Annotated in this window: 22 protein-coding genes; 4 read left to right on the top strand and 18 right to left on the bottom strand. The window is 66.7% G+C overall.

Translation table 11 applies throughout. The annotated features are described in order from the left end of the window. Positions 1-62: 62 nt before the first annotated feature. The 5 genes from flgE to FB548_RS11680 all read right to left on the bottom strand — a co-directional run bounded on the left by flgE (position 63) and on the right by FB548_RS11680 (position 3981). Positions 63-1283 (bottom strand): flagellar hook protein FlgE, encoded by a 1221-nt coding sequence (flgE, locus tag FB548_RS11700; RefSeq protein WP_142124954.1) that lies wholly within the window; start codon positions 1281-1283, stop codon positions 63-65. Between the two features lie 36 nt (positions 1284-1319). Next, positions 1320-2000 (bottom strand): flagellar hook capping FlgD N-terminal domain-containing protein, encoded by a 681-nt coding sequence (locus FB548_RS11695; protein WP_142124953.1) that lies wholly within the window; start codon positions 1998-2000, stop codon positions 1320-1322. 26 nt (positions 2001-2026) lie between these two features. Beyond that, positions 2027-2434, bottom strand: a complete 408-nt coding sequence (gene flgC, locus FB548_RS11690) for a flagellar basal body rod protein FlgC (protein WP_142124952.1) — start codon at positions 2432-2434, stop codon at positions 2027-2029. A gap of 11 nt (positions 2435-2445) precedes the next feature. Next, positions 2446-2832, bottom strand: coding sequence for a flagellar basal body rod protein FlgB (gene flgB, locus FB548_RS11685; protein WP_142124951.1), 387 nt, complete (start codon positions 2830-2832; stop codon positions 2446-2448). Positions 2833-3027: 195 nt separating this feature from the next. Beyond that, on the bottom strand, positions 3028-3981 hold the full coding sequence (locus FB548_RS11680) for a chemotaxis protein (RefSeq protein ID WP_142124950.1): 954 nt from the start codon (positions 3979-3981) through the stop codon (positions 3028-3030). Between the two features lie 760 nt (positions 3982-4741). On the opposite strand from FB548_RS11680, the gene flgA reads away from it, so the two are divergent. The 4 genes from flgA (at position 4742) to FB548_RS11660 (ending at position 7550) form a co-directional block, all read left to right on the top strand. Further along, on the top strand, positions 4742-5383 hold the full coding sequence (flgA, locus tag FB548_RS11675; protein ID WP_255470531.1) for a flagellar basal body P-ring formation chaperone FlgA: 642 nt from the start codon (positions 4742-4744) through the stop codon (positions 5381-5383). Positions 5384-5551: 168 nt separating this feature from the next. Next, on the top strand, positions 5552-5860 hold the full coding sequence (flgM, locus tag FB548_RS11670) for a flagellar biosynthesis anti-sigma factor FlgM (protein ID WP_142124948.1): 309 nt from the start codon (positions 5552-5554) through the stop codon (positions 5858-5860). Positions 5861-5865: 5 nt separating this feature from the next. Next, the gene (locus FB548_RS11665; protein WP_142124947.1) at positions 5866-6210 is read left to right on the top strand and encodes a flagellar protein FlgN; all 345 of its coding nucleotides are present in this window, start codon (positions 5866-5868) and stop codon (positions 6208-6210) included. 188 nt (positions 6211-6398) lie between these two features. After that, positions 6399-7550 carry an ATP-binding protein gene (locus tag FB548_RS11660; protein ID WP_142125059.1) on the top strand — a complete coding sequence of 384 codons (1152 nt, stop codon included), beginning with the start codon at positions 6399-6401 and terminating at the stop codon, positions 7548-7550. A 119-nt stretch (positions 7551-7669) separates the two neighbouring features. On the opposite strand, the gene FB548_RS11655 is transcribed toward FB548_RS11660, so the two are convergent. The 13 genes from FB548_RS11655 to FB548_RS19130 all read right to left on the bottom strand — a co-directional run bounded on the left by FB548_RS11655 (position 7670) and on the right by FB548_RS19130 (position 26050). Further along, positions 7670-7957 carry a GIY-YIG nuclease family protein gene (locus FB548_RS11655; RefSeq protein WP_142124946.1) on the bottom strand — a complete coding sequence of 96 codons (288 nt, stop codon included), beginning with the start codon at positions 7955-7957 and terminating at the stop codon, positions 7670-7672. After that, positions 7950-9596: an EAL domain-containing protein gene (locus FB548_RS11650; RefSeq protein WP_255470530.1), complete on the bottom strand. Its 1647-nt coding sequence runs from the start codon at positions 9594-9596 to the stop codon at positions 7950-7952. The genes FB548_RS11655 and FB548_RS11650 overlap by 8 nt, the downstream gene beginning before the upstream one ends. A 65-nt stretch (positions 9597-9661) precedes the next feature. After that, positions 9662-10303 carry a histidine kinase gene (locus FB548_RS11645; RefSeq protein WP_142124944.1) on the bottom strand — a complete coding sequence of 214 codons (642 nt, stop codon included), beginning with the start codon at positions 10301-10303 and terminating at the stop codon, positions 9662-9664. Positions 10304-10439: 136 nt separating this feature from the next. Beyond that, the gene (locus tag FB548_RS11640) at positions 10440-11630 is read right to left on the bottom strand and encodes a methyl-accepting chemotaxis protein (protein WP_142124943.1); all 1191 of its coding nucleotides are present in this window, start codon (positions 11628-11630) and stop codon (positions 10440-10442) included. 286 nt (positions 11631-11916) lie between these two features. Beyond that, complete coding sequence (locus FB548_RS11635; protein WP_142124942.1) at positions 11917-12987, bottom strand: chemotaxis response regulator protein-glutamate methylesterase; 1071 nt, start codon at positions 12985-12987, stop codon at positions 11917-11919. Continuing rightward, positions 12987-13589 carry a chemoreceptor glutamine deamidase CheD gene (cheD, locus tag FB548_RS11630; protein WP_142124941.1) on the bottom strand — a complete coding sequence of 201 codons (603 nt, stop codon included), beginning with the start codon at positions 13587-13589 and terminating at the stop codon, positions 12987-12989. The genes FB548_RS11635 and cheD overlap by 1 nt, the downstream gene beginning before the upstream one ends. Continuing rightward, positions 13586-14500 carry a CheR family methyltransferase gene (locus tag FB548_RS11625; RefSeq protein ID WP_142124940.1) on the bottom strand — a complete coding sequence of 305 codons (915 nt, stop codon included), beginning with the start codon at positions 14498-14500 and terminating at the stop codon, positions 13586-13588. Before FB548_RS11625 ends, cheD begins: the two co-directional genes overlap by 4 nt. Before the next feature lie 107 nt (positions 14501-14607). Next, complete coding sequence (locus FB548_RS11620; protein ID WP_142124939.1) at positions 14608-16836, bottom strand: methyl-accepting chemotaxis protein; 2229 nt, start codon at positions 16834-16836, stop codon at positions 14608-14610. Positions 16837-16926: 90 nt separating this feature from the next. Then, entirely contained in the window at positions 16927-17331 is a 405-nt protein-coding gene (locus FB548_RS11615; RefSeq protein ID WP_185742090.1) for a hypothetical protein, read from the bottom strand. Positions 17332-17502: 171 nt separating this feature from the next. Further along, a complete protein-coding gene (locus FB548_RS11610) occupies positions 17503-20115 on the bottom strand; it encodes an EAL domain-containing protein (protein ID WP_142124938.1) in 2613 nt (870 codons plus the stop codon). A 169-nt stretch (positions 20116-20284) separates the two neighbouring features. Beyond that, on the bottom strand, positions 20285-22534 hold the full coding sequence (locus FB548_RS11605) for a methyl-accepting chemotaxis protein (RefSeq protein WP_142124937.1): 2250 nt from the start codon (positions 22532-22534) through the stop codon (positions 20285-20287). Positions 22535-22758: 224 nt separating this feature from the next. After that, positions 22759-23247 (bottom strand): chemotaxis protein CheW, encoded by a 489-nt coding sequence (locus FB548_RS11600; protein ID WP_142124936.1) that lies wholly within the window; start codon positions 23245-23247, stop codon positions 22759-22761. 97 nt (positions 23248-23344) lie between these two features. Beyond that, positions 23345-26050: a methyl-accepting chemotaxis protein gene (locus FB548_RS19130; RefSeq protein ID WP_185742089.1), complete on the bottom strand. Its 2706-nt coding sequence runs from the start codon at positions 26048-26050 to the stop codon at positions 23345-23347. Positions 26051-26078 lie beyond the last annotated feature (28 nt).

The raw sequence follows: 26078 nt of genomic DNA, 5'->3' as shown, positions 1-26078 counted from the left end.
GACCCGGCTTGCCGTTCTTCAGATGTCAGCGCTTTTGCGAATCACCCCTCACGCATCACGAATCACCTGATGTTGATGACCGTCTGGGTGATCTGGTCCTGCGTGGACAGCATCTGCGAGTTCGCCTGGAAGTTGCGCTGCGCCACGATCATGTTCACCAGTTGCTCGGTCAGATCCACGGTCGAGGCTTCGAGCGCGCCGGAGGCTACCTGGCCGAAGTCCGAGGTGCCCGGCGCCCCGATGCGCGGCTCACCGGAGGCGAAGCTGTGCGTCCACGTGTTGTTGCCCTGTGACACCAGACCTTGTGGGTTGGTGAAGTTGGCCAGGCCCACCTGGCCGATGGCCCGGTCCACGCCATTGGAGTAGCGTGCGAATACCACGCCTTCGGGCGACACGCTGAACTCGTTGAGCTTGCCGGTGGCATAGCCGTCCTGGTTCTGGATGCGCTTGGCGAACTGCTCGCCGTACTGCGTGGTGCCGCTGATGTTCATCGTCATGTTCAGCACGCCGGCGCCGGTGCTGGGCGTGAACGGCGCCAGCGTCACCAGGCCGTTGGCCGGCGCGGTGAGCGTGCCGTTGTTGTCGAACTGCACCGTGGTCGGTGCGCCCATCGAAGCACCGTCCACGTACGTATGCATCTGCCACTCGTTCGGATTCGCCGTCTTCACGTAGTAGACGGCCTGCTGGTGGGCGACGCCCAGCGAGTCGTACACGGTGACCGAGGTGGTCTCGTTGTAGCTGGCGCTGTCGGTCGGCGAGAACGGGGTGATGGTCGGCTGCGCGGCATTGCCGGGCAGGGTGACGCCGAGGTCGACGTTGGTGGTCGGCGCGGGCGCACTGTCGGTGGTCAGCAACTGCAGGTCGACCAGATTGCCGGTGTCGAAGCCGATACCGTCGGCGCGTGGGGGGAACACCTGGAGGCGGTAGCCGTCAGGCGTGGTCACGTAGCCGTCGGGATCGCGCTGGAAGTTGCCGGCGCGCGTGTACACGTTCGTCCCGTTGTTGCTGACGGTGAAGAAGCCTTCGCGGTCCACCGCCAGGTCCAGGTAGCGTCCGGTCTGGTTGATGTCGCCCTGCGAGAACTGCTGGGCCACGTTGGTCACCCGCACGCCCGCGCCGATGCCGTTCTGCAGCAGGCCGTAGCCAGTGGTGGAGAACACCTCCGCGAACTCCGCGCGCGACTCCTTGAAACCGGTGGTGTTGACGTTGGCGATGTTGTGCGAGGTGACGTTGAGGTCGGCGTTGGCCGCCCTCATGCCGGACAGCGAGCTGTTGAAAGCCATGGATGACTCCTTGCAGGATGCGGTGGGAGTGAGAGGTCAGGACGCCGACTTGCCGATGCGCAGCACGTAGTCGAGCGGAGCGGTGCCCAGACCGGGCAGGTTGAGGTACAGCCCGTCGGAGCCGATGGTCACGCTGTCCACGGTGGCGTCGACGTAGGTATTGAGCGCAGTGCCGGTGCCATCGGTGGCGGTGTGCGTGGCCTTGATGGAGTACGCACCGGCGGCTGCGCGTTCGCCGTTGGTCTTCAGGCCGTCCCAGGCAAATGCGGTCTCGCCCTTGCCGGTCGCTTCCACCTCGACGGTGTCCACGACCACGCCGCTGGCGTCCTTGATCTCGAAGGTCACCTTGCCCGCGCCCGGCGACATCACCAGGCCGGTGGCACTGCCCGAGGCGGGCAGGGCGATGGATTCGGACGGCACAACCACCGAGTGTCCGACCAACGAGGCGCCCTTCAGCACCTGGTCGCCGGTCAGCGCCGAGGTGAAACCGCCGACGGTGGTGTTGAGTTCGCTGATGCCCTGCACGGTGGAGAACTGCGCCAGCTGGGCGACGAACTCGCTGTTGGACAGCGGCTTGAGCGGATCCTGGTGGCTCAATTGCTCGGTCATCAGGCGCATGAAGTCGGCCTGGCCCAACGTGTCGGCCTTCTTGGTGGTGGCAGCGCCCGACGTGGCGTTGTTGATGGCGGCGAACGGATCGCCATTGATGGTGGTCATGTGCGTGGTCGCTCGGTGGCGGGGCGTCAGCGGCCCATGGTCAGGGTGGCCAGGGCGAGTTCCTTGGCGGTGTTCAGTACTTCCACGCCGGCCTGGTAGCCGCGTGATGCCGAGATCAGGTTGACCATCTGCGCGACCGGATCGACATCGGGCGCGTAGACATAACCGTCGCCATCGGCCATCGGGTGGCCGGGCTCGTAGCGTTTGATCGGCGGTGCTTCGCTTTGGGTGATCTCCTTCACCTGCACCGATGTCAGCGAGCCGTCCGCATTCAGCGGGCGCGCCTGGAAGATCGGCTCGATGGGCTTGTAGACCGCCTCGGGCGAGGACGCGATGGAATCCGCATTGGAGAGATTGCTGGCGATGGTGTTCAGTCGCACCGACTGCGCCTGCAGCGCGGAACCGGCGACGTCGAAGATGGGCAGGTTGCTCATGGCGCGTCCCCTTACTGGCCGGTGATCGCGGTGAGCATGGTGCGCACCTTGGACTCGATGAAGCTGAGCGAGGCGCGGTATTCCAGCGCCGCGCGACCGTAGGCGGCACGTTCGGTATCGGCGTCGACGGTGTTGCCGTCCAGGCTGGGCTGCACGCCTGCGCGTTCGAAGATGCGGGGGGTGGCATCCAGCAAGGTCAGGTGCTGCTCGCTGGTGGTCAGCAATGGGGAGGCCTTGGCCGCCGCGCTCTCCAGTGCTGCCTGGAAGTTCAGGTCCTTCGCCTTGTAGTTCGGCGTATCCGCGTTGGACAGGTTGCTGGCGATCAGCTGCATGCGCTGCTCGCGCAGTGGCAGGGCCGCTCCGTGGACACCCAGGTAGTTGGAGATGGGATTGGACATAGCACCGCTCCGGCAGACCGTTGCCGGGGATGCTGCAAGGCGTGTGCCAGAACGGGGCAGGTCGGCATCCGGGCAGGCAGTAATTCCCCGTGCCGTCATCCCAGCGAACGCTGGGATCCATCTTGATCCTGCCCTTTGCCTCTTACCTCTTCCGTGGGAAAGGCAAATGGGTCCCAGCGTTCGCTGGGACGACGATCAGGCCGCCATCTGCGCCGCGACCACCTGGTTCAGGCGGAACAGCACGTGCTCGGCCAGTTCGTGCGGGCTGTACTTGGCCACGAAGGCATTCGCGCCCACGCGTTCCACCATGGCGTTGTTGAATACGCCGGACAGCGAGGTGTGCAGCAGCACGTACAGGCCGGCCAGACCCGGGTGGCGACGGATTTCCGTCGTCAGGGTGTAGCCGTCCATGGCGGGCATCTCGATGTCCGAGATGACCATGGCGTAGCGCTCGGCCGGATTTTCGCCGGCGGCGTGCACCTGCAAGAGGTGGTCCAGCGCCTGGCGGCCGTCGGACAGCAGGGTGGTGGTGACGCCCAATTGCTCCAGCACGCTGCGGATCTGCGAGCGCGCCACGCGCGAGTCGTCCACCACCAGCACCTGCAGCGGCGGTGCGTCCGCGGGCAGGGCCATCTCGGGCGCCAGCGTGGCGTCCATGCGCGACTGGCAGATGTCGGCCAGCACGCTTTCCACGTCGATCACCTGGATGAGTTCGCCCTGGAAGCGCGTCACGGCGGTCAGGTAGCTGTTCTCGGCGCCGAGTTCCGGGGGCGGGTGGATGTCTTCCACTGCGATGTTGACGATGCGTTCAACCCCGCTGACCAGGAAGCCCTGCACGGAGCGGTTGAATTCGGTGACCACCAGGTAGTTGGGGGTGTTCTCCGGATTCGGGTCGCGTTCGGGGTGGCGGATGCTCAGGCCCAGGTCCAGCACCGGCACCGAGCGGCCGCGCACGTCGGCCACGCCGACGAATTCGGTGGGCAATCCGGGCAACTGGAACAGGTTGGGCCGGCGCAGGACTTCCTGCACCTTGAATACGTTGACGCCAAAAAGCTGACGCCCGCCCAGGCGGAACAGCAGCAGGGCGAGGCGGTTGTGGCCGGCCAGGCGGGTGCGCTGGTCGATGCGGTTGAGCAGATCCTGGGTCATGCAGAGCATATCGGCCGCTGGATAGGGCACTTGAGCCGGTGGGCGGCAGCTCCAAACCCCTCTCCCTGCGGGAGAGGGGATGGGGTGAGGGTCAACGGAGTCCGTGCTTTTGATGACCTGCCGGCAGGCGCTTTCCATTTCTTGAATATGGCGCCGCTCGCCGCGGAGGCCCTACTTTCTTTGCTTGTGCAAAGAAAGTAGGCAAAGAAAGCACACCCCGACGGTCCGCCCGCCGCTGTGCGGCGGGTGCGCAGTCCCCGCAGGAATTTTCGTAAGGGCCATCCTGGCCCATACGAAAACGGCGCACGTCCTGTGCGCCGCCCTGCGGGTTTGACCCGCCGTGACTGCCGGACCTCAGGGGGTCCCAAGAGCAGCCCCTGATGGTTCGACGCGTGCTCTTTTTGCTGTTTGTGTTGTCTTTGGGTCCCCTTGAGGCACGGCGAGTGGGCAGGGTAAAACCCGTAGAGCGCCGCCATGGATGGCTGCGTTTTCGTATGGAAGAGGGATGTGCCTTACGAAAATTCCCGGACCGCTCGCGGACCCGGAGCGCACAGCGCGGAGGGCGTGCCGCTTGGGGTGTGATTCTTTGATTCTTTCTTTGCACAAGCAAAAAAGTGCTCCTCAACAACCCAATGGCTGGTCAAGAATGCCCCCGCGGCGAGCGGCACCATGCCTGGAGCCCGAAGTACCTCCGTCCTCAGCGCGAGATGGCACACGCCTTGCACGCCTGTTGGCGATGAACCTCCGGATCCCGCCCGTGCTGCGCCTGACCATCGTCCTGATCGGCGGCCTGACCGCATGCGTCGCGCTGGCCGCCGACTTCCAGCCGGTCGACAGTATCAAGGCAGCCGCCCTCGGGGCGCTGCCAACCGGAAGCGAGGCCGAGGCCACGCTCGATCCCGCCTTGCGCTTGCCACGCTGCGACGCATCGCTGGTCGCACGCGTCCAGGGTAGCCACAGCGTGGAAGTCAGCTGCCCGGATGGCTGGCGCCTGTTCGTGCCGGTGCGGGTACGCCGCAGCCAGACCGTGCTGGTGCTGAGCCGCGGCATCGCGCCGGGCGAAACGATCACCGCCGACGCGTTCATTCCCGAAACCCGCGATGCCTCGCGCATCGTCGGCGCCGCCGTCGCTGATCCATCCCAGGCCTTGGGCCGCGTGGCACGGCGCATGCTGTCGGCAGGCACGGTACTGTCGGCCACCGATCTGGTCGCCCAGCGCCTGGTCCGCCGCGGCGACAACGTGGCGCTGGTATCCCGTCGCGGCGGGGTGGAAGTGCGCGTGGCCGGCAAGGCGCTGGCGGATGCCGGTGAGAATGAGCGGGTCACCGTTGAGAATCTGTCCTCGCGCCGGGTGGTGCAGGGCGTGGTCGGCCCGGGCGGCGACGTCTGGGTCAACCGATGAAAAATGTGCAACATCGCCCTCAAGTTGTTGCGGGGGCGGCCGATACCGAATGCGGGTGGAAGCAAACCGGGCAGCATCGGGTCCTTCCTCGGAAATGTGGCTTCCGTCACTAAAGTCGAATCAGTCGCGGCCGATATCTCCCATGAACCCTGTTACAGGTGAACCGACATGAGCCAGAAAATCGAAGGCACTCCCCCCGCCGCCGTACGCACCACCGGTCCCGTCAGCGGGCGTGTTGCCAACGCGGGTGCCGACCGTTCCAGGCCGGTGGAAGCCAGCGCCGGTGGTGACAGCCTGCGCCTGACCGGCGAGGCCGCCAGCCTCCAGGCCATGCAGCGTGAGCTGTCCACTGCGCCTGCCATCGACAATGCCCGCGTGCAGGCCGTGCGCGAAGCGCTGCAGGCCGGCACGTACAAGGTCAATCCCGAGGCCATTGCCGACGGGATGCTGCGACTGGACAACCAGCTGGGCGGTTGATCGCGATGACACCGGCCCCCCTCCAGCGACTGTCCGCGGCACTGGGAGAGGAGCGTCGCGCCATCCTCGAGCATGACGTCGAGGCACTGGTGCGCGCCACCCAGGAGAAGCTGGAGGCATTGCGCGCGCTGGAGGCGGCCGCTGCCGGCTTCGGCTTTCCCGATGAACTGCAGGAGCGGCTCGCCGAACTTGCCGAGATGAACCACGCGAATGGCATCCTGCTTGCCCGGCGCCGCCGCGAAGTGAACTGGGCGCTGCGCCACCTGGGCCGCACCGAGAGCAGCGGCGCCTACGACGCGCAGGGCCAGACCGCGACCCTGTCCGCCCCCCGTCCGCTCGCGGTTGCCTGAGCAAGGTGCCGGATCCGCAAACTGCGACGCCGCAACTTGCCGCTCCCGTGGCCACGCCGGATACTGGCGCCCCATCGCCGCCGCCCGATGCGTCCGTGGCCACCGCCCCTCCCTTGAACCAGCCGTCCAGCGCCTGCACTGCGGATGACGTCCCGACCTTCGCCGATCTGAAGGCGTTGGCCGAACTGATGGACGACGGTTACCTGTTGTGCCGTGGCGACGCCCGCCCGTTGCACGCCAATGCGGCGGCGCGCGCGCTGGTGCAGGATGCCCCCGATGTGCTCGGCGCCCTGTCGCGGCTGCTGCCCCCCGACGCCATTCCCACCGCGCGCCAGTCCGGCCGCTGGAACGGCGACCTGGCCCTCGACGACGGCCTGGTGCTGCAGGTACGCGCGTACTTCCATGACAATCCGGGCGGCGGCCACTGCCTGATCGTCTTTCACGACGTCAGCGAAGCGCACGCGCGCCAGCAGGAACTCCAGCGCCGCCACGCGCAGCTGCGGCAGACGCTGGTGCGCCTGGCCGGTACGCAGGAACAGCTGGTGCAATCGGAGAAGATGGCGTCCATCGGCCAGCTTGCGGCCGGCGTCGCGCACGAGATCAACAACCCGATCGGCTACGTGCACTCCAACCTCGGCTCGCTGCAGGAGTACCTGCACAGCCTGTTCTCCCTGATCGAAGTCTACGAGCGCGCGCTGCGCCTGCCGGACCCGAAGGCGATGCTGCCCGAGATCGAGGACCTGCGCGCCCGCTACGACATCGACTTCATCACCGGCGACCTGCCACAGCTGATGTCCGAGTCGCGCGAGGGTATCGAGCGGGTCACTGCGATCGTGCGCAACCTGAAGGATTTCTCCTACTCCGGCCGCGACGACAGCTGGAAGTCTGCCGACCTGCATGCCGGCCTCGATTCCACCATCAACATCATCTGGAACGAGCTGAAGTACAAGGTCACTCTGGAAAAGCACTACGGCAAACTGCCCCTGGTGCAGTGCCGGCCGTCGGAATTGAACCAGGTGTTCATGAACATCCTGCTCAACGCCAGCCATGCCATCGACGAACGCGGCACGATCACCGTGGGCACGGGGGTGGAGGGCGATGAGGTCTGGGTCGAGATCCAGGACAGCGGCCATGGGATTCCCGACGACATCCTGCAGCGCATCTTCGACCCGTTCTTCACCACCAAGCCGGTGGGCAGCGGCACGGGCCTGGGACTATCGATCTCCTACGGCATCGTGAAGAAGCACAACGGCCGCATCGAAGTACGCAACGAGCCCGGCTCCGGCGCCTGCTTCCGCATCATGCTGCCGATCCGGCAGCCGGCGGTCGACGCAGCTTGAGCGATTAACGCGTATCACTGTAGGAGCGACGTAAGTCGCGACCGGAACAATGCGTTGGTCGCGAGCGTGGGTTCGTGCGATGAACCATTCGCAGATTGTTTGATTTCCGCGGTCGCGACTTACGTCGCTCCTACAGAGGGCGAATCGAAGAACGCCAGCTTCTTCGCCCGTGGCAGCCGCTTGAGCTGTGCTTCCGCGCGGGATGCCGCGCTGCGATCCGGATAGCTGCGACTGGCGAGCAGGGTTACCGGCGGATTCGCCCGCGTGTACTTGGCGCCCGTACCCGCCACATGCGCGGCGTAGCGGGCGTCCAGCCGGTTGGTGATGCCGGCGTAGTACGCGCCGTTGCGGCACTCCAGCAGGTACACGCACCAGCCGTCCTGCGTTCCGGTGCGGATCTCAGGCATGCGCGCGGTGGTGCGGCTGGTGCTCGTAGGTGGTGAATGCCTGGCGGATGTGTTCGCGCAGGTCGTCGTCGTTCCACGGTTTGGTCAGGAAGCGGTAGATTTCGCCGCGGTTGATCGCCTCGGTCACCGTGGCCAGGTCGGTGTACCCCGACAGCACCAGGCGTATCGTGTCCGGATACAGCATGCGCACGCGGCCCAGGAACTCGGTGCCGCTCATGTCCGACATGCGCTGGTCGGACAGGATCACCTGCACGTCGTTGGTCGCCAGCAGTTCGAATGCATCGGTGACGTTGCTGGCGGCCAGGATGCGGTAACCGTCGCGGCGGAACAGGCGCACCAGCGAACGCAGGATGTTCTCTTCGTCGTCCAGCAGCAGCAGGGTGCGATCGGGCTTGGTGGCGGCGAAGGCATCGGCGCGCAGGTAGCGGCGGCGCAATACCGCGCCGGCATCTTCGGCCGACATCGGTTCGCCGAACAGGTGGCCCTGGAACATGTCGCACTGGTTCCTGCGCAGGAATCCCAGCTGCACGTCGGTCTCCACGCCATGCGCGATCACCTTCATGCCGAGCTGGTGGCCCATCGCGATGATGGCGCAGGTGATGGCCACCTCACGGTTGCCGGACGGCACGCCCTTCACGAAGTTGCGGTCGATCTTGATCTTGTCCACCGAGAAGCGGACTAGCGAGTCCAAGTTGGAATCGCCCATGCCGAAATCGTCCAGCGTCAGCCGCACGCCTTCGTGGTGCAGTTGCGCCAGCGTGCGGTGGACCAGGTTCATGTCCTTGGCCAGCGCGTTCTGGCGTACTTCCAGCACCACCATCTGCGGCGGGATGCCGGCCTCCTGCATGGCCTCCAGCACTTCGGACACGAAGCTGGGGCGCAGCAGCTGCAGCGTCGACACGTTCACCGCGATCTCGAAATCGTCGAAGCCCCAGTCGCGCCAGACGCGCGCCTGCTTGAAGGCATTGCGCAGCACCCAGTCGCCGATCTGCACGATGACGCCCAGCTTCTCGGCCACGTGCATGAAACGTTCCGGTACCAGCAGGCCGAGCGCGGGCGAGTACCAGCGCAGCAGCGTTTCCATGCCCACCACGCGGCCGTCGTGGGCGTTGATCTGCGGCTGGTAGAACAGGCGCAGCTCGTTGTGTTGGATGGCGTTGACGATCTGGCGGGCGATGATGCTGTCGCTGCGGGCGGTGATCGCGGCGCCGCGCCGGTACAGGCGCACCAGGTTCATGCCCTCGTGCTTGGCCTGTTCCATCGCGCTTTCGGCGCACTGCAGCAGGCCGGACGCATTGTCCGCATGCTCCGGGCACAGCGCGATGCCCAGCGTGCCGGTCAGGAACAGCGTGTATGGCAGCACCGTCATCGGCAGTTCGATCTGCTCGCGCAAGGCGTCGCCGAAGCGCTCCGGCGGCAGCGTGCCCGGCAGGCGCGGCACCGCCACGATGAATTCGTCGCTGCCATGGCGCCAAGCGCGTGCTTCCGGGCCGAGTGACCGCTGCAGCCGGTCGCTGAGGATCGCCAGCGCTTCGTCGCCGACTTCCACGCCCATGTTCTCGTTGATCGAGCGGAAGTGGTCGATGTCCAGGTACAGCAGCATCAACGGCGTGCCGTCCGCATTCGCGGTGTCGACCATCCGCTGCAGGTCGGGTTCGCCGGCGCCGAGGCGGGGCAGGCGGGGCAGGTGGGCGTGCTCGGTGTTCAAGCGGCGTCGGTGGGCGTCACGGGTGCAGGCGCATAGGGTAGGCGAAGTTGCCATCGGCTGCCGTGCTCGCCACCGCTGGATTCCAGGCTGCCGCCCAGCGTCGCGGCCAGGGCCTGCAACAGGGGTAGCTCGGCGCTCGGTACTTCGACATCGGCGTCCACGGTGACGGCGAATCCGCCATCGGCCTCGGCATCGCCGCTCAATCCCAATGCCAGTGTCCCACCAGCCCCCGCCACCGCGCGCATGGCGACCTGCGCGATCCGGAACGCCACCAGCACCGTGTCGGTCGCAGGCATGCACGGCAACGGGTCGAGCGCCACCGTGGCGCCGGGAAACACGCGTTCATGCTCGGCGCGCAATGCGGCCTCCAGCCCGATCGCTTCCAGTTGGGGGGGGTGCAGCGTGGCATGCAGGTCGCGCAGGATCGCGACGGTCTCGTCGCAGGTGCGGATGATGTCCTGCAGGTCTTCCTGCTGCTGTGCCGGATCGTCCTCGGATTGCACCAGGTGCACGCCCATCTTGATCGCCGACAGTGCCTGCCCGACCTGGTTGTGCAGGGCGTGCCCCACCTGGAGGCGCTCGGCTTCCTGCAGCCGGAACAATTGCAGCAACAACGGGGAAGAGGGCGGATTCGACATCGTCTGCGGCGGGGCAACCAATCCGCAGTATGCCAGTGGTGCTTCGTGGCTGGGTGTGCCGCCGGCAGAAACGCGACGGGGCGACCAGATCCTGGTCGCCCCGTCGGGATTCAGTTGCGTGTGGATGCGGTTGCGATCAGAACAGTTCCACCGTGCCGGCACCCATGTTCTGCTGTGCGACCGGCTTGTGCGGTGGGCGTTCCCACTCGGTGCGCTGGTCGCGCAGGCGGTTGCCGATCAGGCGCAGTGCGCTGAGCAGTTCGTTGTCGGTCGCGCCGCCGGAGCGGTGCAGGAGTTCCTGCAGGGCGAGGGCTTCCTTGTTGATCGCGGTCAGGCGGTCCAGGTGGGTGTTCGCGCTGCCCAGCGACTGGGTGGCGATGTCCTCGAACTGCAGCGAGCGGACGGCATCGGCCACGCTGGCGTCGATGGCATGGCCGCACATCGAGACTTCGCGCATGCCATCACCCAGCGAGGCATTGATCGCGGCCACCTGGTTCAGCATGCCGGCGGCTTCGCTGCGGGCTTCCCGTGAACGATCCAGGTCGCGGGAAGCCATGTTCGACACGGTATCGCGGACCTTGGCGATGGATTCCTTCGAACTGTGTGCCAGTTTGCGGATCTGTTCGTTGAAGGCGGTGGAGCGCTCGGACAGGTTGCGCACTTCGTCGGCGACCACCGCGAAACCGCGACCGGCTTCGCCGGCACGGGCGGCTTCGATGGCGGCATTCAGCGCCAGCAGGTTGGTCTGGTCGGCGATGGACTTCACGTCTTCCAGCAGCGAGAAGATGCCGTCCAGGTGCTGGGCCATGTCGTCGATATGGTGCACGGTGGTGCCACTCTGGCCGGCGACCTGTTCCAGCGCCTCCACCAGTTGCTCCATGCGCTGGCTGGCGTTCTGGGCGAAGCGGGCCACGTCCACGCCGGCGCGGTCGCCGTCGCCGTTGCGGTCGATGATGCGGGAGATCGCAGCGCTCTGTTCGCGCGACTTGCGGTTCATCGCATCGAAACTGCCGCCGAGGTTGCTGACCGCCTCGCGGATGAGTTCCCGGGCGCGGTCGATCTCGCTGCGCGAGCCTTCGATCTCGTTGTTGACGAAGCGGCGCAGCTCGGTCAGCAGGGCGTCCTGCTCGCGTACGACGCTGGCGTGCTCGGGCGAAATCTGGTGCGAGTTGGTGACTGTCAGCCAGGCGAAGATCAGCCAGGCCAGGGTCAGCGAGGTCAGCAGGGCCCACTGCAGCGCGTTCGGCCAGTCGAAGGCGACCGACAGCGGGAACAGCAGGGTGAGGATGAGGGGTGCCGCAAGACGAACCAGGATGCGCGAGTACATGGATGCTCTCTGATGAAGCTCACTGTTGAGTATCGGCCGTGGGGTTCGGCTCTTTAGGCGGGAAGTCCGCTGGTTTCTGGATTGCGGATGATCTGTGACCGTCGTAGCGCCCCTGCAGGAGCGACGTGAGTCGCGACCGCGCGCGGGAGAGGCGATTGGCGCAGATGGAGTGGGGCTCCTGCCCGTCAGGGCCTCTCATTCGCATCATGGATATCGGCAGCGTCAGCCCTGCGGTCGCGACTTACGTCGCTCCTACAGTGGATCCCGCAGGAGCGTCGCCGGGCAATCAGGCGATCTGCGCCGCCAGGTCCAGCAGGCGCTGGGCGATGCGTTCCAGCGGCACGACATCCTTCGCCGCGCCCAGCTTCACCGCCGCGCCCGGCATACCCCAGACCACGCTGGTGGCTTCGTCCTGCACCAGGGTCGGCGCGCCGGCCTGGGCCATTTCCAGCAGGCCGCGCGCGCCGTCGTCGCCCATCCCGGTGAGGATGGCGCCTACCGCATTGCCCGCTGCGCTCTGTGCGACCGAGCGGAACAGCACGTCCACGGCCGGCTTGTGCCGGTTCACCGCCGGGCCGTCGTCGATGCGGCAGCGCCAGCGCGCACCGTCGCGGATGACGCGCATGTGCTGGCCACCGGGGGGCAGGTAGGCGTGGCCGGGCAGGATGGCTTCGCCATCGCTGGCCTCGCGCACCGCCATGGCCGAGTGGCGGTCCAGGCGTTCGGCGAAGGCACGACTGAAACCGGCGGGGATGTGCTGCGTCAGGACGATGGCGGGTGCGTCGGCCGGCATCTGTTCCAGCACCACGCGGAGCGCCTCGGTCCCGCCGGCGGAGGCGCCGATGGCGATCAGGCGGTCGGTGGTGCGGAAGCGCAACGCGGGCGGCGAGGGCAACACCGTGTCCAGGCTGGTGCGTGGGCCGTTGCTGCGAGCGATCGGGCGCACGCGCGCCTTGGCCGCGGCCTTGACCTTGGCGATGATCTCGTCGGCATAGGCCTGCAGGCCGCTGGCGACGTCGAGCTTGGGCTTGGACACGAAATCCACCGCGCCCAGCGCCAGCGCCTGCAGCGTGGTGTCGGCGCCGCGCTCGGTCAGCGAGGAAATCATCACCACCGGCATCGGCCGCAGGCGCATGACGTTCTCCAGGAACGCCAGGCCGTCCATGCGCGGCATTTCGACGTCCAGCGTCATCACGTCGGGATTCAGGCGCTTGATCTTGTCGCGTGCCAGCAGCGGATCGGCGGCGGAACCGACGACCTCGATGCCCGGGTCGCGCGACAGGATCTCGGTCAGCATCTGCCGCACGACCGCCGAGTCGTCGACGATCAATACCTTGCAGGGGGAAGGACTACTCATCAGAACAGCTCCACGCCTCCGGTGACCGGCGCCCTCGACAGGCGGGCGCGGGCGGCGGATTCGGCGGCCAGGACCTCGGCATCATGGGCATGCGGCAGGCGCTGCACGACCACGCGGCCGGTGTTGGGGAAATACCAGACCTTGCGCGGATGGATGCCGCGCAGGTCTTCGGCGACCACGGGAATGCGTTCGGCATTCAGGTACTTGCGGACGAACTCGGCGTTGCGCGTGCCGACCGGGTTGCTGGTGAAGCCTTTCAGCACGTTGGCGCCGCCGAAGACCTTGGCCTCCAGCCGGTTGCGCGCGGCGCCCCGCTTGAGCAGGTCGTTGATCAGCAATTCCATCGCAAAGCTGCCGTAGCGCGCGGGTGCACCGTCGCCCACGTTGCCGTCCGGCAGCAGGAAGTGGTTCATGCCGCCCAGCTTGAGCAGCGGGTCGCGGATGCAGGCGGCCACGCACGAGCCCAGCACAGTGACCAGCGCGGTGTCGTTGTCCACCACCAGGTACTGCGTGGGCAGCAGCTTGGCCGCTTCGGTCTTGAAGCGGGCGTCGTGGTAGCGCATCACACTGCCATCGACGAACGAGGCGGCGGCTGAACTCATGCGCCGGTCCCGACGCGGCGGTACAGCGTGCGACCGCAGGGCTGGATGATGTCGGCGGCGTGCAGGTAGTTTTCCGAGTGCCCGGTGTACAGCATGCCGTCGTCGGCCAGGTGCGGCACCAGGCGCGCCAGGATGCCGCGCTGGGTGGGCTTGTCGAAATAGATCATCACATTGCGGCAGAACACCGCAGTGAACGGGCCGGCCACGTCGTAGCGTGCGGTCAGCAGGTTGAGCGGGCGGAAGTCGATCAGCTGGCGCAGGGCCGGATGCACGCGGCACTTGCCTTCGTTGGGGCCGCTGCCGCGCTGGAAATAGCGCCGTTTCAGGGTGTCGTCCAGGCCGGCGATGCGCTCGACCGGATAGACGCCGCGTTCGCCGGTGGCAAGCACCTGCGTGTCCACGTCCGTGGCCAGGATAGTCACGGGCGGGGTCAGCGTGCCATAGGCCTCGCAAGCGGTGATGGCGATGGAGTAGGGCTCTTCGCCGGTAGACGCGGCACATGACCAGATCTTCAGCGGGCCGTCGTGCCGGCGCTTCGCCAGTTCTTCCTGCAGCCGCTCGAAGTGGTGCGGCTCGCGGAAGAACGAAGTCAGGTTGGTGGTCAGTGCGTTGGTGAACGCCTGCCATTCATCGCCGCCGTCCCGTTCCAACTGGTCGAGGTAGTCCTTGAAGCTGCGCAGGCCCAATGCGCGCAGTCTGCGTGACAATCGGCCATAGACCATGTCGCGCTTGCCGTCGGCCAGGGCGATGCCCGCGCGCTGGCGGATCAGGTCGACCACACGACGGAAGTCGCGGTCATCGAACTCGAAATCGCGTCCTGCCGATCCTGGCGCACCGTCGTCGGCGGGAAGCGGCGCGGGGGTCCGTCGTGTCGTGGCAGCCGGAGCAGGGGAGCGGGTACTGACGGACATCGGATTCTCGACGGGACGGGTGAGGCTAGGGGTGTGGCGGTGCCCTTTCCCTGCCGCATGGACAGGGAAAGGGGCGTGTTGCCGGGATGCGATGCAAACCGCGTGCCTCAGAATTCCTGCCAGTCGTCACCATCGGCCAGCGCGGGCTCCAGCACCGACGGGGCAGCGGCCCGCGGCGCGGGCTTCACAGGGGCTGCAGATGCGGCCTTGGCCTGCTTGGCGACCACGGGGGCCGGTGCCGCGTTGGCATGCAGTTTGAACACCGACACCGATTCGCTCAGTGCCTGTGCCTGCTCTTCCATCGAACGGGCAGCGGCCGAGGCTTCTTCCACCAGCGCGGCGTTCTGCTGGGTGGTCTCGTCCATCTGGGTGATGGTCTGGTTGACCTGTTCGATGCCCGCGCTCTGTTCCTGCGAAGCAGCGGAGATCTCGGCCATGATGTCGGTCACGCGCTGCACCGAGGCCACAATCTCGCCCATGGTTGCGCCGGCCTGGTTCACCAGTTTGGAGCCGTCGGCAACCTTGTCCACGGACGTTTCGATCAGGCCCTTGATCTCCTTGGCCGCATTGGCCGAGCGCTGGGCCAGCGTGCGGACTTCCGATGCGACCACCGCGAAGCCGCGGCCCTGTTCGCCCGCACGTGCGGCTTCCACCGCAGCGTTCAAGGCCAGGATGTTGGTCTGGAACGCGATGCCGTCGATGACCGAGATGATGTCGGCGATCTTCTTCGACGACTGCTCGATGTCGCGCATGGTGGTGACCACCTTGCCGACCACCTCACCGCCCTGCGAGGCGACACCGGCGGCGCCGATGGCCAACTGGTTGGCCTGGCGGGCGGACTCGGCGTTCTGGCGCACGGTGGAGGTCAGTTCCTCCATCGAGGCGGCGGTTTCTTCCAGGTTGGCCGCCTGCTGCTCGGTACGGCGCGACAGATCGCTGTTGCCGGAGGCGATTTCACCGGCGGCGGTGTTGATGCTGGTCGAGGCATCCTGGATACGGCCGACGATGTCGGTCAGCTGAACCACAGTGGCATCCGCATCGTCACGCATGCTGGCGAACACACCGTGGAAGTCGCCCTCCATCCTCGCGGTCAGGTCGCCACGCGCGATGGCCTGCAGCAGTTCGGACACCTCGGCGAGGTTGCCGTCGGTGGTTTCCATCAGCTGGTTCAGGCCGTCGATCATGTCGCGGAAGTCGTACTGGTACTTGTCCACGTCGCCGCGCTGGCTGAAATCGCCGGAGGAAGCGGACATCGCCAGGCGCTTGATCTCGCCGTTGATCGCCGACAGGTTGGCCTTGGTGGCGTCCATCGTCTCGGTGAGGTTGGCCTTCTCGCCCGGCAGCTTGGGCATGTCCAGGCTCAGGTCGCCGATCGAGTAGCGCTGCATGATCTTCAGTGCATCGCCGATGGCCTGCAGGTGCGAGGCGACCAGGGCGTTGGTGTCGCGCACCATGCGGCCGTACTCGCCCGGGAACGCACTGTCGTCCATGCGGTAGCTGATCTGGCCCTCGTCGTGGCGCGCGGCCATTTCGCTCTGGGCGGAAATCACCGACTGCACCTGCGTCTGCATGCGCTGCATGGCGGACAGCAACTGGCCCACTTCGTCCTGGCGGCTGGTATCGATCTTGCCATCCAGCTTGCCGGCGGACACGTCATTGGCCACGCGCACGGCTTCGCCGACGGCGCCGGCGATGGCGCGGGCGAAGAACCAGGCCAGGGCCAGGCCGCCCACGATGCCCACCAGCAGCATGATGACCATCAGCGTGCTGGAGGCAGCGAAGGTGCTGTCGGCGCTGGCGCTGGCGCCCTTCGCCTGCTGGTCGACCTCGTTGATGAGCGAAGTCAGGGCATTGGCGGCCTTGGCGTGCTGGTCGCGCGTGCTGCCGATGAAGGTATCCACGGCGTCATCCGGCAGGCCCAGGTCGAGCATTTCCTGCACGTCGGCGTAGGACTGCTTGGTGGCCTTCCATTCCTTGACGAAGGTGGCGTACACCGCCTTTTCCTTCGCCGTGACGATCAGCTTGGCGTAGTCCTCCACCGCTTGGTCGATCTGCTTTTCCTGCTTGGCGGCATTGGTCTTGGCATCGGCCTTGACCGCGTCGCTCGCGCGCACGTGCTGGCGATAGGAGGTCGTGCGGAGCTCGCCGAGTAACGCGCGAAGGTCGCCGGCCGCTTTCACGCTGGGCAGGACGTTGCCGGTCACCTGGGTGGTGGCGCCGTTCAACGAGTTCAGGCCGACGAAAGCGGCGATGCCCTGTACCAGCATCAGCGCCAGCACGGCGCCGAAGGCGAGCATCATCTTCGTCGTCAGTTTGAGGTTCTTGATCCGCTGCATGGGATTCGTTTTCCTTTACCGGTGGCGTGCCGCGCCGCTCTCGGGTGCGACCAGGGCGGGCAGGGCGTGGCGCCCTGCCGTTGGAACGGATCAGCGGATCGTCGCGAGCTTCAGATTGGCCGGCGAACTGACCACGATTTCGGCGCGCGAGTTGTCGCGCTCGATGGCGCCGATCACGCAGACGTCCTTGCCTTCCAGTTCTTCCGGAGCCGGCTTGAACTTGGCGCGGGCATCGCCCGGGATGCGTGCAGTGAAGGTATGGCGCGGGAAGTTGCCGCCCATGTACAGGAAGGTCGGCGTGCCTTCGGAATTCTCGGCGAAGCGGGCCTTGCCCACCTTGCCGCACACCGTGCCGTTCTTGCCCGCGAAGCGCGCGGCCATGTCGGCGGGGATCGCGTTGTCGACCTGCGACTGGCTGTTGGCCGGCGTCGCGGGCATCAGCAGGGCGGCGCCGACGACGGCGATGGACAGGGTCAGGACGGATGCGATTTTCATTCCAGTAACTCCGGATGGACAGAAGAGGGGTAACGGCTCACTGCCAGAGATCGGCTCGTCGTCGCCAAACTTGAGGCGATGGGGCAACGCGGGATCGTTGCTTCCTGCGACTGGGAGGCGGGTCACACTTTCGGGGTTGCCCACGAACCGCCTGCACAGCCGGCGTTGCGGCTACGGTGTAGCGCCAGCTCCGGTTTCGACTTCGCGGGCAGCCGTGTAGCCGTGCGTGTCCAGCCACTCTTCCAGCGGCCCGGGCGGCAGCGGTGGCGAGAACAGGTAGCCTTGCAGCACGGGAAAGCGCTGCTCGGTCAGGAAGCGGTGCTGCGATTCGGTTTCCACGCCCTCGGCGACCACCTTCATGCCCAGGCTTTCACCGATGCGCAGCACCGAGGAGGTCAGCGTGCGCGCGATGGCGCTGGTGTCGATGTCGCGCACGAAACTCTGGTCCAGCTTGAGCTCGCTGATGGGCAGGCGATGCAGGTGGCTGAGGCTGGAATAGCCGGTGCCGAAGTCGTCCAGCGACAGCCGCACGCCCAGCACGTAGATGGCCTCGATGTTCTCGAGCACGTCCGGGTCCGGGTCCAGCATGACGCTCTCGGTGATCTCGAGCGTCAGGTCGCCCGGTTCCAGGCCATGCTCGTCCAGCAGGTCGGAAATCTGCAGCGACAGCTGCGGGTCACGGAAATTGATCGCGGAAACGTTCACCGACACGCGCGGGATATCGATGCCACGCTGGCGCCAGTCGGCCATCTGCGCACACGCCTGGCGCAGCACCCACAGGCTGAGCTCGGCGATCAGCCCGCACTCTTCGGCCACCGGCACGAAGCGCGCGGGGGGAATGATGCCGAGCTCCGCATGGTGCCAGCGCAGCAGCGCTTCCACGCCGTACAACTGCCTGCCGTCGCAGCCTCCGACCTGGGGCTGGTACTGCAGTTTCAGCTGGTCGAGCCGGAGGGCCTCGCGCAGCGCGGTTTCGAGCGAAACCCGCTCCTGCGCCAACCGGTTCATGTCCAGGCTGAAGAAGCGGAAGCTGCCGCCGCCATCGGTTTTCGCTCGGTACATCGCCATATCGGCATGACGCACGAGCAGGTCGATGTCACGACCGTCGTCCGGAAACATCGCCACGCCGATGCTGGCGCTGGGATGCAGGGTCATCAGTCCGGCGGTGGTCGGCGTCGCGATGGCGCCGAGCATCCGCTCGGCCACGCTGCCGGCCTGTTCGGCGCTGCACATCGGCAGTACCGCGACGAATTCGTCGCCGGCCTGGCGACCGACGATGTTGATGCCCCCGAGTTCCTCGCTCAGGCGTGCGGCGACATCGCGCAGCAGGCCATCGCCGGCGGCGTGTCCCTGCGCGTCGTTCACGCGCTTGAAGCGGTCCAGGTCGATGAAGAGCACGGCCGCGGTGCCGTTCACCTGGGCGACGTTGGCCAGCGCCTGTTCCGCTTTGGCGCTGAACATGATGCGGTTGGGCAGGCCGGTCAGCGTGTCGTAGAACGCCAATTGGTGCACCCGCTCGTTGGTCTGCTCCCGCTCCAGCGTCAGCGAGCACAGGTGCAGGCAGGTGTCGGCCAGACGCTCGTGCAGTTCGTCGGGACCGCGGTTCTCGCGGTAGTAGAACGACAGCGTGCCCAGCACGCGGCCGCTGCTCGACTTGATGGGGTGCGTCCAGCAGGCGCGCAACCCGAGTGGCGTGGTGAGGTGGCGGGTACCGGCGCACAGCGGATCGCTGGCGATGTCCTTCACCAGCACCGCGCGGCCCCGCCAGGCGGCGGCACCGCACACGCCGGCGCGTGGACCTATCGCCATGCCGTCGATCTTGCGGGCCCAGGCTTCCGGCAGGCTGGGCGAGGCGAGGGCATGCATCAGCCCCTCGTTGTCCACGGTGATGATGGAGACCGTCAGTTCCGGCGCGATGTGCTCGACCTCGCGGCAGATCAGCGTCATCACGTCGGCCACGCTCCATTCGTGCACCAGCGCATCCAGCACCTTGTTGTGCAGCACCTGGTGCATCTTGGTCTGGGTGATGTCGCTCAGCACGCTGACCAGCCCCAGCAGCGTCCCGTCCTCGTCGTGCACCGGGTTGATCGCAGCCGACAGCCACAGCGGGCGGCCCGACTTGGTGTACAACAGCACTTCCGTCTGCAGGCCTTCGCCGGCCTTCATCGCCTGGCTGATGCGATCGTCCAGGCTGGCGTCGGTATGCGCGCCGGACAGCAGCTGCGAGGGTTTGATCCCGCGCAGCTCTTCGAGCCGGTAACCCAGCATGCGGGTGAAGCCGCTGTTGACGTACACCACTTCGCGGTCCGGCGCGCTCACGAAGATCGCGTTATCGCTCTTGTCCACCACGATCGACAGTTGGCGCAGGCGCTCGAGCTGGCGCTTCTGGTCGCTGGTGTCGCGCACGAAGGCGGTGTGGAAGACCTGTGGGCCCACTCGCACCTTGGACAGGGAAACCGAACAAGCGACCTCGCTGCCATCGGGCCGGTGCAGCACGGCATCGCGATGGCTGCCCAGCAGTTGCGCCAGCGTGGCGTCGGGGCTGCTGTCCGACTGGGGACTGGACAGCAGTCGGGTGAACGGCATGCCATGCACGTCTTCGCGCGGGTAGCCCCAGAGTGCTTCCGCCGCCGGGTTGAACAGCACCACCCGGTGGCGCCCATCGACGACGAACGCAGCATCGACGGACTGCTCCAGCACGTGCCAGAGGCTCTCCGGCAGGAGATCGGTGGACGCCTGTGCGTCGCGCACCGATGTCAGCGAAGTCAGCGTGCGGCCTAGCATGCACTGTCCTCGCGGCGCACTTTCGGGCAGCGGGTGGCGTCGTCGGTGGCGGGGGGTGCGACGGTCATCGGGTGCCAGGGAAGAGGGCCTTCTGGTGACATATCGGCCGGAGTCCGGGTTACTTGAAGGCGGTCACGGAAAGGGGCGCACGCCGGGTGCGCCCGTCGGCTCAGAACTCCTGCCAGTCCCCATCGGCGAGTGCGGGTTCGGGTTTGCGCGCGACCGGCTTGCGGACTGCAGCCTTGGGCGTCGCCACCGGCCGCGGCGTGCCGGTGGCCACGATGGCCTGACGGACCGGGGCATGTGCACTGGCCTGCAGCTTGAATACCGACACGCTCTGGGTCAGTGCACCGGCCTGCTCTTCCATGGAGCGCGCAGCGGCGGTGGCTTCTTCCACCAGCGCAGCGTTCTGCTGGGTGGTTTCGTCCATCTGGGTGATGGTCTGGTTGACCTGCTCGATGCCGGCCGACTGTTCCTGCGAGGCGGCCGAGATCTCGGCCATGATGTCGGTCACGCGCTGCACCGAGGCCACGATCTCGCCCATCGTCGTGCCGGCCTGGTTCACCAGCGCCGAGCCCTCGGCGACCTTGTCCACCGACGTTTCGATGAGACCCTTGATCTCCTTGGCGGCATTGGCCGACCGCTGGGCGAGGGTGCGCACTTCGGAGGCGACCACCGCGAAGCCGCGGCCCTGCTCGCCGGCACGCGCGGCTTCCACTGCCGCGTTCAAGGCCAGGATGTTGGTCTGGAAGGCGATGCCGTCGATGACCGAGATGATCTCGGCGATCTTCTTCGATGACTGCTCGATGTCGGTCATCGTCGTGACCACACGACCGACCACATCACCACCCTGCGAAGCGACCGATGCTGCACCGATGGCCAACTGGTTGGCCTGGCGGGCGGACTCGGCGTTCTGGCGCACGGTGGAGGTCAGTTCCTCCATCGAGGCGGCGGTTTCTTCCAGGTTGGCCGCCTGCTGTTCGGTGCGGCGCGACAGGTCGTTGTTGCCCGATGCGATCTCGCCGGCAGCCGTATTGATACTGGTGGCCGCCATCTGGATGCCGCCGACGATGTCGGTCAGCTGGGCGACGGTGGCATTGGCATCGTCACGCATGCTGGCGAACACGCCATGGAAGTCGCCTTCCATGCGGGCCGTGAGGTCGCCATCGGCGATCGCGCGCAGCAGGGCGGACAGCTGGGCCAGGTTGCGGTCGCTGGTCGCCATCATGGCGTTCAGGCCCTGCACCATCTGGCGGAAGTCGTGCTGGAAGCGCGCCTCGTCGCCGCGGGCGCTGAAATCACCGGCCCCGGCGGCCTGCGCGAGTCGCTTGATCTCGGCGTTGATGGCCAGCAGGCTCTGCTTGGCGGCGTCCATCGCTTCATGCAGGAATGCACGCGTGCCGGGCAGGCGACGCGCATCCTGGCTGAGGTCGCCGCTGGCGTAGCGTTCCAGGATGCCGATGGCATCGCGGAAGGCATCCAGGTGCTCGAACATCATCGTGTTGATGCCGCCCGCCAGCTCGCCGTACACGCCAGGGAAATCTTCGGGCATGCGATGGCCGATGTCTTCGGCTTCGTGCAGGCGGATCATCACATGCGTTTCCTGCGAGAAACGTTCCAGCATGTGCACCATTTCATCGGTGGCCTTGAGCATCTGGCCGACTTCGTCACGGCCGTGGTGGCCGGTGCGCACGCTCAGGTCGCCACGCGAGACGCCCTTGATGGCCGCCAGTGCACGCGAGACCGGTTCCAGCACCGATTGGCCGATCACCCAGCCGATCGCCATGCTCAGCAGCACCAGCAGGCCACCGGCGATGGTCATGATGAAGGTGAACTGCAGCGCCTGTGCCTGGGTGTCGTCGATATAGACGCCGGTGCCGATCACCCAGCCCCAGGGCTGGTACAGCGCTGCATACGAGGTCTTCGGCACAGGGTCTTCTTCGCCGGCCTTGGCCCAGCTGTAGTCGACATGGCCACCGCCTGCGCGCGCCACGCGGACGAACTCGGGGAAGATGCGCTTGCCGTCCGGGCTCAGCACATCATCCAGCGGCTTGCCGATCAGGTCCGGACGGGTAGGGTGCATCAGCATGGCCGGTGCTTCGTCGGTGACGAAGAAGTAGTCCACGCCCTTGTTCGCTTGCATCGAGGCTAGCGTGGCCAGCGCGCTTTCCTTCGCCTGAGCTTCGTCCAGGGTGCCGGCTTCCACCTGTTTCGCATATCCCTCGATGACGCCCAGCGCCATCTCGGTCTGCGCCTTCAGGCCCGCCTGCCGTGTCCCGGTGAGATCCAGGTACTGCATGCGTGCCGCGACCACCGCCAGTCCGATGGTGCCGATGGCGACCAGCGCGGTCTGGATGAGGAACTTGCGCTTCAGCGGCAGGTTGGAGAGCAGGGCGGCGATCTTGGCGTTGAACGTCATGGCGGGGTCTCTGGCGACAGGTGGGGCCTGTGCGTACGGAATGCGGGGCGGATTGCCTTCGTAGGTATTAGCGGCCGCGAATGGACGAATTTCAGTGGTTTTCGCGCCCCTACGACGAAAGGCGTGGCGCAGCGGGGGCGGGGCCGCGCAAGAAAAAGGGACCGGAGGCCTTGCGGCCTGCGGTCCCCGGGGAAACGCATGGTGCGTACCGTGAACGCGATGCGTCAGGCGGCGACCTGTTCCGGCGCCGGCTGACCCAGGTCGGCGCTGTCGATGAGGGTCTCGATATCGAGCAGGATCAACATGCGCTCGTCCACCGTGCCGATGCCGGAAATGAAGCGGGTATCGACGCTGGCACCGAATTCCGGCGTGGGACGGATCTGCTCGGCGTTCAGCGCGATCACATCCGACACGCTGTCCACCACGATGCCGACCACGCGGTCTTCCACGTTGAGCACGATCATCACGGTGAAGGCGTCGTAGCGGGCTTCCTTCAGGCGCAGCTTCAGGCGCAGGTCGATCACCGGCACGATGGTGCCGCGCAGGTTGATGACGCCCTTGATGTAGTCCGGTGCGTCCGGCAGGCGGGTCACCGAGTCGTAGCCTCGGATTTCCTGGACCTTCAGGATGTCCACGCCGTAGTGCTCGTCCCCCAGGGTGAAGCTGAGGAACTCGTCCGCGCTCGCCGCGGCCTGGGTTTTCTTGTCGCTCATTCGTCGGGCTCCTGTTGCAGCCGGTGAAAGTGTCGGGGTTCCCGGGACGGAACCTGTCATGGCCTAGATCGGCCCCGGGACGGGTTTCTTTAGCGGATCAGTACGGGTGCGGTTCGGTGACGCCCCGCGGTGCGGTGCCGGCCGCGATGCGGGTGACGCGTTCGTGCACCAGCCGCGCGACACGGCCGTGGCCGTCCAGCCGGAAAGTGGAGACGGCCTCGGCCAGTGCCTGCGCCTGTTCTTCCATGCTGCGCGCGGCGGCGGTGGCTTCTTCCACCAGTGCGGCGTTCTGCTGGGTGGTCTCGTCCATCTGGGTGATGGTCTGGTTGACCTGCTCGATGCCGGCGCTCTGTTCCTGCGAGGCGGCCGAGATCTCGGCCATGATGTCGGTCACGCGCTGCACGCTGGCGACGATCTCGCCCATCGTCGCGCCTGCCTGGTGCACCAGGGCCGAGCCGTCGGCCACCTTGTCTACCGAGTTCTCGATCAGGCCCTTGATCTCCTTGGCGGCGTTGGCCGAACGCTGGGCAAGCGTGCGGACTTCCGATGCGACCACCGCGAAGCCGCGGCCCTGTTCGCCAGCGCGTGCGGCTTCAACAGCGGCATTGAGCGCCAGGATGTTGGTCTGGAAGGCGATGCCGTCGATGACCGAGATGATCTCGGCGATCTTCTTCGACGACTGTTCGATGTCGGTCATGGTGCTGACGACTCTGCTGACTACCTCGCCGCCCTGCGAGGCGACGCCGGCAGCCCCGATCGCCAACTGGTTGGCCTGGCGGGCCGACTCGGCGTTCTGGCGCACGGTCGAGGTCAGTTCCTCCATCGAAGCGGCGGTCTCTTCCAGGTTGGCGGCCTGCTGCTCGGTGCGGCGGGACAGGTCGCTGTTGCCGGATGCTATTTCACCGGCGGCGGTATTGATGCTGGTCGAGGCGTCCTGGATACGGCCGACGATGTCGGTCAGTTGGGCGACGGTGGCGTTGGCGTCATCGCGCATGGTGGCGAACACGCCGTGGAAGTCGCCTTCCATGCGCGCGGTCAGGTCGCCCTTCGACAGCGAACGCAGTACGCCGGAAACCGAGTCCACGCTGCCCGCTATCGTCGCCAGCAGGCCATTCACCTGCTGCGACAGCGCCAGCAGGAAGCCCTGCTTGCCGGTTTCGGTGATGCGCCCGCTCAGGTCGCCCTGCGCAGCTTCCTGCACGATGCGGGTGACTTCCTGTTCGACCATTACCTCGTTGGTGCGGTCAGCCCATTCCACCACGTAGCCGATGCGCTGGCCCTCGCCGTCGGTCACCGGGTTGATGATCAGTTGCATGATGCGGCCGCCCACGCTGATCTGCGCGCGATGGGTGCCCTGCAACTGGGCCAGCATGCGCGACTGGTGCTCGGGCTTCTTGTGGAAGATGTCGATGCTGCTGCCGATGACGGTACGCACATCGAAGGCGGGCAGGTCGCGCCGGAGGTCCTGTTCGACGTCGGTGAGCATCTTCATCAGTGGCCGGTTGGCATAGACGATGGTGCGGTCCGCGTCGGCGATCATGACGTTGGTGGTGACATCCTCCAGTGCGGTACGGATGCGCAGGCTTTCCTTCGCCACCACGGCGTCCCGCTCGATGCGCTCGCGCAGGTTGCCCTGCATGCTGCGCATGGCCTTCATCAGGGTACCGATCTCGTCGTCGCGCCCGACCTCGATCTGGCTGTCCAGCTTGCCGCTGGCGATATCGTCGGCCACGCGCACGGCGCCGGCCAGCGGCACACCGACCTGGCGGCGCAGCAGCCAGAACACGGCGCCGCACAGCAGTGCCGCGCCCAGCGCGCCGACCGCCACCACCGTCCAGAGCACGGCGCGCGCTTCGCGCATCAGCACTGCACGGGGCACCACCACGCCCAGCGCGAAGTGCTCCTGCGCGGCGCCGATCTGCAGCGGTACGTAGGCTTCCATCACGGTCTCGCCCGCGGCATCGGTGGCCTCGCGGAACACCGGCTTGCCGGAGGCCACCTGCTTGATGACGTCGGCAGCGTGGGCGCCTGCATAAGGCTTGCCGACCGAGGCGGCATCCTTGTCCGCGATGACCACGCCGGCCGGCGTGAGCAGGCGGACGAAGCCGGCATCCATCGGGGTGAGCTTCGCGATGCGCTCCTGCAGCGACTGCAGGGCGAAGTCCACGGTCATCACGCCGAGGTAGTCGCCGTCCTGCAGGATCGGCGTGGACAGCGTGGTCATCAGCACGTCCTTGCCGGCGATCTTGTAGACGTAGGGCTCGGCGACCACGGGACGCTTGAGTTCGCGCGGCCGCCGGTACCAGTCGCCGGCACCGGGGACTTCATAGTCGCGCAGGGCTTCCAGCAGCGGGGCGCCGTTGCTCCATGCCCAGTAGCTCATGAAGCGGCCTGTGTCATCGTGGCCTTCGGCGCCGATATGTTCCGCATCCTTGCCGTCGAAGGCATCGGGTTCCCACAGCGTGCCGACGCCGACCCATTCCGGGTGCGCTTCCAACTGGCGCTTGAAGATGGCGCTGGCGGCGCTGCGGCTGATGCCGTCGCCCCCGCGCTGGGCGAGCAGTGCATGCGCGAGCGTGTCGTTGCCGTCGAAAGCGCGGGTGAGTTCGCCCGAGATGCGCTGGGCCTCCTGGTTCGCCAGCCCTTCCATCGTGGTTCGCGCACCGGCGAGCAGGGACTGGCTGCTGCGCAGGTAGCTGGCCGCGGCGGCCACGCCGAAAGCGAGCAGGGCCACCAAGGCGGTGCCGTACATCACGCGCGTGGCGATGCTGCGGGAGGAGGATCGGGAGGGAATGGATGACATGCTGGCCTCGTGCGGACTGGATGGTACG

It is taken from the genome of Pseudoxanthomonas sp. 3HH-4 (assembly GCF_006716465.1).
In the GTDB taxonomy this organism is placed as follows: Bacteria; Pseudomonadota; Gammaproteobacteria; order Xanthomonadales; family Xanthomonadaceae; genus Pseudoxanthomonas_A.
Note: the sequence above shows the minus strand (reverse complement) of the source record. Positions and strands in the feature narration are given on the sequence as shown.

Excerpts from the sequence above, each read along its gene's own strand:
- flgE (WP_142124954.1), bottom strand. The coding sequence starts at position 1,283 with ATGGCTTTCAACAGCTCGCTGTCCGGCATGAGGGCGGCCAACGCCGAC.
- FB548_RS11695 (WP_142124953.1), bottom strand. The coding sequence starts at position 2,000 with ATGACCACCATCAATGGCGATCCGTTCGCCGCCATCAACAACGCCACG.
- flgC (WP_142124952.1), bottom strand. The coding sequence starts at position 2,434 with ATGAGCAACCTGCCCATCTTCGACGTCGCCGGTTCCGCGCTGCAGGCG.
- flgB (WP_142124951.1), bottom strand. The coding sequence starts at position 2,832 with ATGTCCAATCCCATCTCCAACTACCTGGGTGTCCACGGAGCGGCCCTG.
- FB548_RS11680 (WP_142124950.1), bottom strand. The coding sequence starts at position 3,981 with ATGACCCAGGATCTGCTCAACCGCATCGACCAGCGCACCCGCCTGGCC.
- flgM (WP_142124948.1), top strand. The coding sequence starts at position 5,552 with ATGAGCCAGAAAATCGAAGGCACTCCCCCCGCCGCCGTACGCACCACC.
- FB548_RS11665 (WP_142124947.1), top strand. The coding sequence starts at position 5,866 with ATGACACCGGCCCCCCTCCAGCGACTGTCCGCGGCACTGGGAGAGGAG.
- FB548_RS11660 (WP_142125059.1), top strand. The coding sequence starts at position 6,399 with ATGGACGACGGTTACCTGTTGTGCCGTGGCGACGCCCGCCCGTTGCAC.
- FB548_RS11655 (WP_142124946.1), bottom strand. The coding sequence starts at position 7,957 with ATGCCTGAGATCCGCACCGGAACGCAGGACGGCTGGTGCGTGTACCTG.
- FB548_RS11650 (WP_255470530.1), bottom strand. The coding sequence starts at position 9,596 with ATGGTCGACACCGCGAATGCGGACGGCACGCCGTTGATGCTGCTGTAC.
- FB548_RS11645 (WP_142124944.1), bottom strand. The coding sequence starts at position 10,303 with ATGTCGAATCCGCCCTCTTCCCCGTTGTTGCTGCAATTGTTCCGGCTG.
- FB548_RS11640 (WP_142124943.1), bottom strand. The coding sequence starts at position 11,630 with ATGTACTCGCGCATCCTGGTTCGTCTTGCGGCACCCCTCATCCTCACC.
- FB548_RS11635 (WP_142124942.1), bottom strand. The coding sequence starts at position 12,987 with ATGAGTAGTCCTTCCCCCTGCAAGGTATTGATCGTCGACGACTCGGCG.
- cheD (WP_142124941.1), bottom strand. The coding sequence starts at position 13,589 with ATGAGTTCAGCCGCCGCCTCGTTCGTCGATGGCAGTGTGATGCGCTAC.
- FB548_RS11625 (WP_142124940.1), bottom strand. The coding sequence starts at position 14,500 with ATGTCCGTCAGTACCCGCTCCCCTGCTCCGGCTGCCACGACACGACGG.
- FB548_RS11620 (WP_142124939.1), bottom strand. The coding sequence starts at position 16,836 with ATGCAGCGGATCAAGAACCTCAAACTGACGACGAAGATGATGCTCGCC.
- FB548_RS11615 (WP_185742090.1), bottom strand. The coding sequence starts at position 17,331 with ATGAAAATCGCATCCGTCCTGACCCTGTCCATCGCCGTCGTCGGCGCC.
- FB548_RS11610 (WP_142124938.1), bottom strand. The coding sequence starts at position 20,115 with ATGCTAGGCCGCACGCTGACTTCGCTGACATCGGTGCGCGACGCACAG.
- FB548_RS11605 (WP_142124937.1), bottom strand. The coding sequence starts at position 22,534 with ATGACGTTCAACGCCAAGATCGCCGCCCTGCTCTCCAACCTGCCGCTG.
- FB548_RS11600 (WP_142124936.1), bottom strand. The coding sequence starts at position 23,247 with ATGAGCGACAAGAAAACCCAGGCCGCGGCGAGCGCGGACGAGTTCCTC.
- FB548_RS19130 (WP_185742089.1), bottom strand. The coding sequence starts at position 26,050 with ATGTCATCCATTCCCTCCCGATCCTCCTCCCGCAGCATCGCCACGCGC.